Annotated in this window: 9 protein-coding genes; all 9 read right to left on the reverse strand. The window is 41.8% G+C overall.

Going from position 1 to position 12,678, the window contains the following annotated elements:
- Positions 1–61 precede the first annotated feature (61 nt).
- On the reverse strand, positions 62–1,432 hold the full coding sequence (locus EL17_RS20420; RefSeq protein ID WP_035078801.1) for an alkaline phosphatase family protein: 1,371 nt from the start codon (positions 1,430–1,432) through the stop codon (positions 62–64).
- A 90-nt stretch (positions 1,433–1,522) separates the two neighbouring features.
- Positions 1,523–2,737, reverse strand: a complete 1,215-nt coding sequence (gene eboE, locus EL17_RS20425; protein ID WP_035078804.1) for a metabolite traffic protein EboE — start codon at positions 2,735–2,737, stop codon at positions 1,523–1,525.
- Positions 2,738–2,748: 11 nt separating this feature from the next.
- Entirely contained in the window at positions 2,749–3,906 is a 1,158-nt protein-coding gene (locus EL17_RS20430; protein WP_035078807.1) for a 3-dehydroquinate synthase, read from the reverse strand.
- Between the two features lie 27 nt (positions 3,907–3,933).
- The gene (eboC, locus tag EL17_RS20435; RefSeq protein ID WP_035078810.1) at positions 3,934–4,842 is read right to left on the reverse strand and encodes a UbiA-like protein EboC; all 909 of its coding nucleotides are present in this window, start codon (positions 4,840–4,842) and stop codon (positions 3,934–3,936) included.
- 16 nt (positions 4,843–4,858) lie between these two features.
- Positions 4,859–5,770, reverse strand: a complete 912-nt coding sequence (locus tag EL17_RS20440) for a TatD family hydrolase (RefSeq protein WP_035078813.1) — start codon at positions 5,768–5,770, stop codon at positions 4,859–4,861.
- Positions 5,771–5,824: 54 nt separating this feature from the next.
- On the reverse strand, positions 5,825–6,727 hold the full coding sequence (locus tag EL17_RS20445; protein WP_035078816.1) for an EboA domain-containing protein: 903 nt from the start codon (positions 6,725–6,727) through the stop codon (positions 5,825–5,827).
- Positions 6,728–6,780: 53 nt separating this feature from the next.
- On the reverse strand, positions 6,781–7,188 hold the full coding sequence (locus EL17_RS20450) for a transmembrane 220 family protein (RefSeq protein WP_051720248.1): 408 nt from the start codon (positions 7,186–7,188) through the stop codon (positions 6,781–6,783).
- A 463-nt stretch (positions 7,189–7,651) separates the two neighbouring features.
- Complete coding sequence (locus EL17_RS20455) at positions 7,652–9,088, reverse strand: SusD/RagB family nutrient-binding outer membrane lipoprotein (protein WP_240486039.1); 1,437 nt, start codon at positions 9,086–9,088, stop codon at positions 7,652–7,654.
- A gap of 115 nt (positions 9,089–9,203) precedes the next feature.
- On the reverse strand, positions 9,204–12,653 hold the full coding sequence (locus tag EL17_RS20460; RefSeq protein ID WP_240486040.1) for a SusC/RagA family TonB-linked outer membrane protein: 3,450 nt from the start codon (positions 12,651–12,653) through the stop codon (positions 9,204–9,206).
- Positions 12,654–12,678: the final 25 nt, after the last annotated feature.

Consider the following 12,678-nt stretch of genomic DNA (forward strand, 5'->3'; position numbering starts at 1 on the left):
GTTAATTAATATGTATTAATATACAGCATTTTTTATTCTGTTTATCTGACGCCAAAAAATTTTACATAACACGGTATTTTATCTGTTCATAAACATCTATTGACTCAATCGTTACATCTTCTGCCAGCTGATGCTGCTGGGTAATCAATACAGGCCAATTTTCCTTACTCTCACTAATCCTCCCATGCGATCCTTTTATCAATGTAGCATTCAGAGGAATGACATCCATCAAATACCTGAATCCCAGTTTCTTCTTTAATAATTTCAATCCAATCTTGCCTTTCAGGAACCGGATCTCTGGATCAGCAATTGTCTCTACAGGATCATACCCGGGCTTTCGGTGAATATCCACTGTCCGGGCATAGTCTGGGGCTTTTTTATCTTCCAACCAGAAATAATATGTAAACCACGAATCCTTATCTGCCACCACTACCAGTTCTCCTGCCCTTTCATGGTCCAGATGATACGACTTCTTTCCAGAATCATCCAGCACCAGCTCTACCCCGGAGGTGCTTATTAACAGCTCTTTTACCGCCTGAATATCTTTCGGATCTTTTATATAGACGTGAGCCAACTGGTGGTCAGCCACCGCAAATGCCTTACTGGCCCAGGTGTCCAAAGTCTCACGGCCCATTTCATCCTTCACTGTCAGGTACCCATTTTCCCTAAGCACCCTATTGATGTGGACAGGATTATTCACATCGGTGATCCCATATTCAGAAACTATAATCACCTCCGCCCCCTGCTTTTCATAATAGGTGATAAGATCTTTGCATACCTCATCTATTTCTTGTAGATCTTTACCAATTTTCGAAAAATCAATGCCCTGCCTTTGAAGATTATAATCTAAATGAGGCAAATATATAAGTGTTAATGTAGGGTCATGCCATCTGTCCACCAGCATAGATGCTTCTGCTATCCAGCGAGTGGAAGCTATATTGGCATTGGGTCCCCAGAAAGAGAAAAGAGGAAATTGGCCCAACTCCTGCTGAAGCTTTTCACGCAGATCCATAGGCTGGCTGTGAATATCTGGAAGCTTCCGGCCATCGGCAGGATACAATGGCCTGGGCGTGACAGCATAATCTACAGAGGAGTTCATGTTAAACCACCAAAACATATTAGCACAGGTAAACGATGGATCCTGCTTTTTAAGCTCCTCCCAGATCTTGGGTGCCTGTACCAATTTATTGGACTGCCTCCAGAATTTGATTTCATATTCATCCCTAAAGCACCATCCATTTCCGACTGCCCCATGTTCAGAGGGCCACTTCCCTGTAAAATAAGTGGCCTGCATAGAACAGGTAACTGCAGGAAGGAGTGGTTTAATATATGCCTTTCTCCCTTTGTCTGACCATTCTTTCAAAAATGGTGTATGCTTTCCGATCAATCGGGAAGATAGAGCAACTACATTAAGGACTACTGTTTTTTTCATGTTTTAAAATTTATTTTTATTGGTCATGTCCTATCCCGTATCAGTAGATGGACTTAACGGCACCTAAATGTTTGATTGTCAAAAGGCCGATTACCGATTGGAAAAGATATTAATCACCCAGTCCATTTCTCGGATAATGGATGCTACTAAATCTAGTTGAATGCCCTTAGGCAATACTTCCCAGGTATAGGTCTCCACCTCGAGGTGATTGGTCACCCTTTCGTTTTTAATATAATCCAGCACCTGTACTATATCCTCCTGTGTGGAAGCTAACTTTCCATAACCTTGTATAAAAACCGGAACATGGAAATGTATGCGCCATTCATCAGCCTTGGTTGTTTGAAGTTGATGCAGGGCTTGAGGTAGATCTGGATAATGGGTAATTTGACCCTCAGCATCCCGCTCCACTACCTGATGAAGATAGGTAGATTCTACAAAAGGCTTGAGTGCATCATCCACCCACTGCCTTTCTTCTAATTTCCCCGGCAGCATTACTTTCAGTGCAGCACTGATTTGGATTTTTCCTATCTGAATACCATTGGTTTTCAATAATCTGAACACCTCTTCCGGCTTTTCATATCCTATGGCAAAATGGCAAACATCATAACAGAGACGGATATGTTTTTTTAAACATGCTTCCGCTGTTTGGGATGATAAGTCCAGCTGTTGTTTCAAATAGGCTGTACCGAGGGGCATAAGCCAATCATTGAACCAGATGATGACCTCATCGGTATTTTCCAATAAACCATCGGGCTCGGGTTCTATATCCAGGTGTAATACCTGTTTGGTTTGTTGGTTGATCCTGTAGAGCTTTTCTGCTATTTTAACCATATGCATGGTGGCTTCATGCATTATCCGGTCCTTATCTTCCCTTACTGCTTCCCAGTATTTGTAAGAAAGAGGGGAAGTGGATATACCCCCATCTATATTTTCCGGTAAAAGTACGGCTAGAATGTCAAAAAGGCGGGAAGTATAGTCAAACCTGGCAGGTGTAGTCCAATCTGGATGATGCACCTGATCTTTTACTATCTGATGGTGGAATTCTCCGAAAGGAAAACCATTCATGGTAAATACATAACAGTCATGCTCCTTTAGCCAGTTTTTAAATTCAGGGAGATTGTCCTTTTCCAATAGTGATATACTGGCCTTGTCTGAAAGCCTGAGACCAATCCCGAAAGAAGTGCCTTTTGCTACTTTACTTTTAACAGCGGGAACGGCAGCCTTAATACTGGCAAATGTATCTTCCCAACTTTCTCCGGGGTGAATATTAGTACAATAGGTTATATGGCAGCCGTTATTGAACATAGTCAAACTGGTTATTTTAAAGCTTCATTTACTCGCTCTTGCTGAAATATCTTGAGCATTTCTGTAGCACGATGGATCAGGTCTTTATCCATTTCATGGACTTCTATTCCCCTGCCTATATCGTCCAATAACATGATAGTCAACTTACCACCCAAGTGTTCCCTAAATTCATCCAATCCTTTGATTACATTTCCATCCGAGAGTTCTGGGATATGTACAGTAAAACCCAATTTTTTAAAAACTGAAATGATACGCAGTAAGTGTTCTTGGGAGATCATTCCTTTTAGATGGGAATATGTGGAATCCAGACAGATTCCAATGGCCACTGCTTCACCGTGGCGCAGAGAATATTGTGTAAGCTGCTCCAGTTTATGTGCTGCCCAATGGCCAAAATCCAATGGACGGGATGATCCCATTTCAAATGGGTCTCCGCCTCCGATATGTTCAAGATGCATTTCTGCACAACGATAGATCAATACTTGCATGGCGTCCATATCCCTTGTGACCAATTTTTCTGAATTAGCTTCAATCCAGTCAAAGAAAGAGGCATCTTTGATTAATGCCACCTTAATCGCCTCAGATATGCCCGATCGCCAGTCTCTGTGATCCAAAGTAGACAAAAAGGTGGCGTCATTGATTACCGCATATGGAGGGGCAAATGTCCCAATGAAGTTTTTCTTTTTATAGGCATTCACACTGTTTTTAATGCCTATACCGGAGTCATTCTGTGCCAATACAGTAGTGGGTATCCTAATATGCCGGATCCCTCTATGGGCGATAGCTGAAGCAAAACCAGCCATGTCCAGTACAGCTCCTCCACCTATAGCCACTATAAATGAGTGACGGTCTATACCATAAGCATTAGTGGCATCTATGATCTGCTCCACATATTGCATGCTGTTTTTTACCTCTTCACCTCCGGGTACTATCAAAGGTAAAGCGCACAAGATAAAATGGTTTTTATATGCCTGAGCGTATTTTTGGATCTTATCGGTAAGATCAGGGTGCAGTTCTGCTACTTTATGATCTATGACAAAAAATACTTTGGCCAGCTGTGGCTTCATAACTGATTTGGCCAAAAGCGTATTTTCTATGTCAAAAACATTTTCCGTAAAATGAACCGAATAGGTAAAGGGTACAGAAAAAGATTGTTTGAGTGGTTTTTTCATCTATATTTTATAAATAGTTAAAGGACCCTAGGTGACAGCAAATCTTTTGGCCACACCTATAGAAATGGGTAATAATAGTAGCACAGCAACCCCATACATCCAACCAGCAAAAGCCGTAGCCAAGATGGCATTTAACACTATGAGTGAAAGTACACCAGCCTTGACTGCCTTTCCGATCAGTCTTGGATCCTGGTTTTGTATCGCTTTCACCAGAGGGGGGAATATGAGGTAAGAAAACAATACTGTAAAGGGAATAATCTGCCACCAGATATCTGCTGCCAATACGGATATTACTATCAGGGCCAGTATGATGATGCCGTACATTACTGCCCCCCCCACCAGCGCTCTTCTATTTTTACCATGCACTTCCCCTCTACTGATCATAGTAATTGCTGCAATATAAACAACAGGGATTAATGCTAAAAACCATAGTTCCTGGACCATTACTGGTACCGCACTCACACCCAACAGCAGGTTCCATCCCCTGCATAGACCCATATTAATGGGTCCAAATATGGGTTGATGCTTTCCCCAAGCATCATATAATACCGCAAGTGCAGCTATAATTATAGCGATAACCCCACTTAAGACAGACACCAAAAATGCCGCCACTATCCCAATAAATAATAGCAGACCAGCCAAAATACTGGCACTGCCTACTGTAGCAAGTCCACGGGGTATAGGTCTCTCGGGACGTTCTAAACTATCCAGTCCTGCATCGAAGACATCATTGAATACCACTCCCCCGCCATATAGGCCTATAGTAGCCAGCACCAGCCACAACAGGGAATAAAGCAAAGCAGAAGAGCCTGGATAATCTGTAGAAAACAACATCACTGCTGCACCAGAAACCGCAAATCCCGCAAGGATGTCAGCAATGGCTGTAATGATATTAGCTGGCCGCATTAAGCGTATATGAGCAATAATCTTATCCATTTACATTTTATAATTTTTAATTCTCCACAATATCTTCGGAAGATTCTCCTTCAATTTTGGGATTTTGCCCCCCGCGCAATACGGTATTGCCGGCTAATTTTTTCCGCTGGTCTATGGGCTCAGCATTGAGCCAATCGTTTTCGTTCATTTGGCCACTTTGTCCATAGGCCGTCAGTGCATTCTGATAGCAAGCCAGATGGATAAGTTCTTCCTTTATTCCTTTTTCCTTCATCAGTTTAGCTGTTTTTGGAACGGCAAGGGGATCACTGATACCCCAGTCAGCAGCACTGTCTACGATTATTCTTTCAGCTCCATATTGCCTGATAATTTCCACCATTCTCTCACTGCCCATTTTGGTATGGGGATAAATGGTAAATGCTGCCCAGTATCCTCGGTCCAGCACCTCTTTCACGGTCTCCTCATTATTATGGTCCACTATGACCATGGAAGGAGATATTCCGTGCTCTTCTGAAACATCCATACTCTTAATGGTCCCTCTTTTTTTATCCCTGTGGGGAGTATGGATCATCACCGGCAGGTTTACTTCCTTAGCCAGCTCCAGCTGCAGGCGGTAATATTTATCCTCAGCCCTAGTCTGATCATCATACCCTATCTCACCCACCGCCACTACACCTTCTTTTCCTACATAAAGCGGCAACAGATCCATTACCTCTTCTGCAAGGGCTTCATTATTGGCCTCTTTTGAATTCAGGCCTATGGTACAGTAATGTTTGATACCAAATTGGCTGGACCTAAAACGTTCCCAGCCTACCAGGCTGTTAAAGTAATCTTGAAAGCTGCCCACTTTGGTTCTTGGCTGACCAAGCCAGAAAGCCGGCTCTATGATCGCTACTATACCCGCTTTTCGCATGGCTTCATAATCGTCAGTAGTTCTTGAACTAACGTGGATATGGGGATCTATAAACATAAAATATTATTTTATTATGGTAAACTTTTATAATAGCGTTTTGGGATTTTATGATCAAGCATTCAAAACATTGTCCTCTACAAGCTCACCTAGGGTATCCCAGTCTAGGCTGCCACTTAATATTTCCTTATTTATGTCGGGAAATTGGTTGAGCAGCTGTTCAGCCTGGGAGGCCTTACTGAATGCACATGCCAATAGGGCTGCCTTCCTCTCTAATATATCTCCATTGAGGAGGCTAGTTAGGTCTGATAAATCATTATTGCCCATATAGGGTGCCACAAACCGCCAGAGTTCCGGCCATACCTTCCGTCCAGCGGCCCTACGTTCATGCGCAAAATCTATCAGCATCCTGGCCAATTCTGGATTGGTCCGTTCGTCTGCCCTATAGATTCTGTACAGGGGGCGCTGCATGAATACTGCTTTTAAAACCATCTGATTCCAAGCTTCTTCATGCAAGAATTCCTTAGGGTAAGGGTTATGTAAAGTAATGGCATCAAATACTGCAGTGATATTGGTACGGATGCCGTCCGCTGCACGTTTAATTAACATCTCAGGATATGGAAGTAAGGGTAAAGCTCCAAAGAGGCTTATCTGTTCGTCCATATCTGCAGTTTCATAGAGCTTATCCAGGCTAGCTATATATTCACCTGCTATATCGTTTGGTAGCATTAACAGCAAATAGGTTCGGACAAATTGTACCTGGTTCCAATATTTGGGCTGAAAGCCTTGCCGCAAATTTTCTGCCTCTCTAATTTGATCTTTTGTCATGACCAAAAAATCTTTGCTGATATACCGGGGTACAGTACTGAATGCCATATAAAATGACCTTATTTTGAAATCATCTTCTAGATTCGATACCTGGCCATCTATCCAGTTTAGCCCAGCTGTAGGGATATTCTCCTGAATAATCTTCCGAAAAAAGGTTTTAGCATCTGAAATGTCTACCTGATAGATCATATGGTCATTAGGATAAATAAATTGAAATGGATAAAGGCAAATAGGTTTTATTCTTATGAATGTAAAGCATTTTTCTTAGCTATGGGGGAAGGTTTTATCTGCCTCCAGCCTATAAAGGCAGCGATGCTCATGATCACAAAAATGATAAGTAAACCAAAGGATTCTCTGGCTTCTTCCATATCGGGGGTTTTCATAGTTAGATCCGCTTGTCGCCACTCCTGAATCACCCAGTCACTCACGGATGAGGGAAATAAATAAATGCCTCCTATCAGAGCAGCCACAGCAGCTACCAGCAATACAGGCAGAAGGTATTTCCCATAAGCTGCCAAAGCGGATAAGACTGCTGCCAGCCCATATATACTTACCCATACTTCAGGGTCGGGATCGTTAAATTGGAGATAAGCAAAAACTATAAACAATAGACTCCAGGCACCAAAAAAAACTCGGGCAAATGATAACATGATGTAAGTAGTTTTATTCGTTGTTAAAGGTAGAATACTTTAGAATTAAATTTATAGCAGGGCAAATTAAAATATGCCATTCTACTTCGTTTTTTTTAAATTATTTAAAATTTTCAGAAATGCCATAAATTTCAAGTTTACCAATTGTGATTTATGCCATTTGTGAAATTATCCAAACCTATTTTAAGCCGTATTAAGCATTTTATTAAATTTGGCATAATATAGTTAATAAGTTTGATCTAATACTTTCTTTAATGATCTGTGGTTATTTTCTTCTTCAAATAGATATAAACATAGGACATGGAATACGACATGCCAAGTACCATCGTAATATTATTCCAAAATTAAATAAGTAAACCATGTTAAAAGGTGATTATATAGACTTTTTGTTTAAGAACTCATCCTTATAAAAAGACCGACCTACTACAGCAGGCCGGTCTTTCTTTAGCAGCATTCCATTTGTTTACATTTCCCACCAAACTTTTATGTTAATATTATCCCCGCCCATTCTCGCCACAGCATCATTGTAATTTGCCCTGTTATGCAACTGTACATCCACAGGATAGCGAAACCTGACCGGTACCTTTTGATCATTTAACATACCGGCTGCTTTTGGAAGTACAGGATATCCGGTTCTTCTATATTCAAACCACTGTTGGTAATCATTAAAATAAAGGCCTATATATTTTTGTAACATTAACCTTTCGATCGTATTATTAAAAGCCGCAGCCGGATTGGTAAAATATTCATTAGGCAACTGCACTCCCCAAATTGCCATGGCTGCTTTAACACCTGCTTCATAATGAGATTTGGCATTAGCAGCTATATGTCCTTTCAGTGCCAATTCTGCTTTGATAAATTCCACTTCTGCATAAGTAAGGATCAGTCCGATCATAGGGGCCTGAACCAAAGCTATATTATGGTTACTGGGCTGAAACTGAAATGCAGATTCATTGCTGGCATATCCACTGGGTATGCCTTTATATCCTATAATAGACTGCCCGTCGAGTTCTCTGGCCTGGGTACTGAACTTAGCCCTACGTGGGTCATTGAGCTGATTTAGGTGATCGATAAAAAATTCGGACATGGACCTGAAAGTGGTGAAATCAATGGCTCTTCCCCAAGGTGAAAGATTAGGCGCCACCCCAGTGATTTTCAAAACAGCAGATTCCTCATTGGAACTAAATATGGGATACACTGCTGGCTGTGATATGATTTCAGCCATCCTGCTGTACGCATCCGTATGTTTATTAGAAATCCTTAACAATAAGCGTAGGTGTAGGGAATTGGTAAATTTCTGCCACCTGGCCACATTATTCTGAAATAGTATATCTTCTCCATAAATCATGTTACGCTGAAGATCATATAAACTATTGGCTATTTCTAAATCTTTCAGGATCGCTTCATATATTTCCTGCTGTGTGTCAAACCTGGCCCGTAGCACTCCCTCTTCCGCCTTAGATGCTTCATAAAATGGCACATCTCCAAAACTATCTGTAAGCAAACTATACACCCATGCTTTTAAAGTTAGTGCGATGGCTTCATAATTAGGGTCTTGGGCGGCTATTGCCGCTGTTTCCATTTCTTTGATATTGATCAGCCATCTATAATAAGTATTCCATGTGGAGTTACCAGCTGATTCAGTAAGATCATACCTGTGTATGCCTCCTGCAGCACTTGGGAAGGGCAGTGCTACTTGCATCAGCTGGAAGGTAAACGCATCCGCCCTGGACGTATTAAAACTGGTCACTCCATAGAGAATCGGATTGAGCAGCGTACCCGGACTGACCCTGTCTATCAGATTGGGATTGGTATTTAATTCATCAAAATCATATACACAAGAATTTACACTCATCATGAATGTAATCGCGCTACATATCAATAATATATTTTTCATCATTAAGTCATTTTTTGTTTAAAAGTCATAATTTAGCCCATATCGAAGTAGCGGTCGGCATCTCGTATAGGAGATAATTTTTTACAGCGTGAGGATTTTGTCATGACCGGATTCAGAATTAAAGTTTAAGCGTGATATTTACACCGAAAGTTCTAGGCGTAGGCAACTGGCCCATTTCTATACCGGGCAATAAAGTGCCACCGTTCAAGGCTGCCGTTTCAGGATCAAACATGGGGAAATTGGTCCACATGGCCAGGTCTCTGCCGTAAATGGCAATGGAAGCTCTTTCGGCCATCCACCTATTCATCCACCTGGATGGAATGTTGTATTCGATTCGGAGCTCTCTTAATTTGATGAAAGAAGCATCAAAGGAATTGGATTCTACATTGGCCCGTCTATAATAATCGCCATAGTAGGCAGGTAAATCTACCTGTGTTGTATTGGGTGAATAAGTACCGTCACCGTTATCCACCACTCCATCCCCTATGATGAATCCATCCTCTCTTCCCCGTAAGGTATGGGTCAATTTCCCCTGTTCGGCCATTTTATGGTGTGTCTGGGAATACACCATTCCCCCATACTGGCCATCGAAAAGAATGCTGGTCCGGATATTTCTATAGGTAAATTCATTTCTAAACCCTCCTTTCCAATCTGCATACGCGTTTCCTATATATTGGATTTCCTGAGGTCTGATGGGTAATCCTGTAGTAGCGTTATAAATAATCTGTCCATCAGGAGAGCGTTCAAAGCCAAATCCATAAATATCTCCTGTAGTCCCTCCCACTCTGGCAATAATGGAGGCATTGCCTCCTGTACCGATCACCTGGCTACCATCTACTTCATCAGCCAGGGCCAATACCCTATTATCATTTTTTGCCCAAGTGATGAAAGTATTCCATTTAAAAGTTTTGGTAACCACCGGTGAACCGTTTAATACCAGTTCCACTCCCTGATTCCGGACCCTGCCCGCATTTAATACCGCTCTGGAATATCCAGAAGTAATGTCTATAGGTACTTCCAAAATCTGATTATTGGTGACGGTATGATAGAAATTGATGTCCGCACCCAATCTTCTGTTAAAAAAAATCAAATCTATCCCAGCTTCGTAACTGGTACTGATTTCCGGTTTAAAATTAGTATTATATAGTAAGGTAGGTACTGAACCTGATCCGGGAAATTCACTCTGACCATAATATTTACTGGTCCTGTAGGGCTCCGTATCATTTCCTACCTGCGCTCCAGACAACCTAAGCTTTGCAAAAGATATCATTTTCGGCAAGGCCATCAAATCCGTAACTATAAACGAGGTACTGATCGAAGGATAGAAAAAGCTTCGGTTCTGCGATGGAAGGGTGCTGGACCAGTCATTCCTACCTGTGAGATCTACATATATTTTTTCATCAAAAGACCAAGATGCCAATCCGAATAAAGAATTAATGACCCTATCACTGGTAAGGGTATTTAACATAGGATTATTAATGCCATTGCTTAATTTAAACACACCCGGTATCACCAATCCATCTACGTCCGCACTGACCATTCTATAGTTTCGGATCATTTGGTTGCCTCCCGCACTCATTCTGAGATCCACTTTATCTCCCAGCTTTTCGTGATAGGAAAGCAGGAAGTCTGTATTGATTTCATAATTGGTAATGTCCTGTTCCCTATAGTATCCCCGCTGAAAATTTGCTGTACTGTATGGCCTACGCTGCTCCCTTTCCTCTTGGCTCATGGCTATCCCGGACCTTATGAGTAGATCAAATTTGGGACTGAATTCATAGTTAGCTGATAGGTTACCGATCACCGAATTATTGTTTACAGCATTGGTCATTTCATATGCGATAAGGTAGGGATTATCTATAAAGCCACTGAACGCATTCAATTGTTGGACATTTTCCATACCTGCACGCCATATCGGTCTATATGCATCTAGGCTGATATTGGGATTCTGAAAAATCATAAAATAAGCGATAGACTGGTTGTTGTATCCTGTGGCGGGCAGATTGTCACTTCTTTTATTGATATAATTGACCTTTCCGGTCAATTTTAACCTCGGGCTGATCTCCTGGTTTACACTTATAGCTGCCACATATCTTTCAAATCCGGTATTAGGCATTATCCATTCGTTTTTGGTATGGGTAAAGGATGCCCTTACCGCACTCGTCTGGGTACTACCTTCCAGCGCTACACTATTGGTAATAGTGGAACCTGTCCTCCAGAAACCGGTTACATTATCCTCATAAGGTCTCCACAATTGCCTTTCCGCTGATTGTTCCTGAGTAGCAGGGTCAAACTGATAATAAAATTGACCATCAAACCTTGGGCCGAAGGCACTACTGGTACCTCCTGTACTGGCACCGTCTTCAGACACGCCATAGGAATAATACAGCTCTCCTTGCTGGTTGAATGCCCTACCTGTTCCCTGACCATATTCGTATTGGCGGTCAGGCCATCTAAGCACATCATTAAAACTTACGTTTGTATTTACCGTCACCCCTATACCCTTTTGCGGTCTTCTTCCGCTTTTGGTGGTGATGATAAGGGCTCCGTTAGCAGCCCTGCTGCCATATAGAGCCGTCGCACTGGCCCCTTTTAGTACCGTGATGTTTTCAATGTCATCCGGGTTAAGATCCGCTATTCCATTTCCAAAATCTACAGGGACATCATTTCCAGATCCGGCCCCATATGCACTGCCCACTCCAGATGAGGTAAGACCACTGTTCAGCGGTACACCATCTACTACTATCAAAGCAAAATTACCATTGGGATTTAATGAATTATCACCTCTTAGGCTTATCTGAGAAGAGTTCATAGGACCTGAACCAGCAGACAATACATTTAACCCAGCGACTTTTCCTATCAAGGCATCTGACCAGTTGTTTGGCCTTGCTTCTAATAATTCGTCACCTGTCACCTTTTGGGTGGCATACCCCAGGGCTTTTTCTTCTCTTTTGATACCCAAGGCCGTCACAATGACTTCCTGTAACTCGCTGTCATCCATACTAAGCAGAACCTGTATTTGCTGCTGGTTTTGAATAGCCACTTCCTGCTTTTGATATCCTAAATAAGAGAACAAAAGAATGTCATTCGGCTCAGCAGCTATTTGAAACATCCCTTCGATATCTGTGACGGTTCCTTTCTGAGTACCTTTGATTATAATATTTACACCTGGTAATGCTTCCCCTGTATCCATATCCCTCACCTGACCGCTGATTACCAAAAGCTTGTGCATTCCCTTATCCATCTGTTCCTGGTTTTTTGATACAGCAAGGGTTTGATTGACCTGCTTAAATTTAAGATTGGCTTTTTTAGAAATGGCTAAAAGCAGTTGTTCTAAAGACTGTACTTCCTTGGACAGGTTGATCTGCTGATTTAAATCCAGATGGCTGTCATAAGAAAACCGAAATGATGACTGCTTTTCTATATCATGGAAATAAGTCAGCACGGACTGTTTTTTGCCAGATACTTTGATCATGGTTTGAGTAAGACTCTGGGCATCAGAATCATTTGCCCAGACAAGAGATTGCCCCCAACAGAGCAGTAACATAATGGAAAATAATTTCATCATTGTTTTCCTTAAAGGGTGTTGTAAT

It is taken from the genome of Anditalea andensis (assembly GCF_000714815.1).
Lineage (GTDB): Bacteria > Bacteroidota > Bacteroidia > Cytophagales > Cyclobacteriaceae > Anditalea > Anditalea andensis.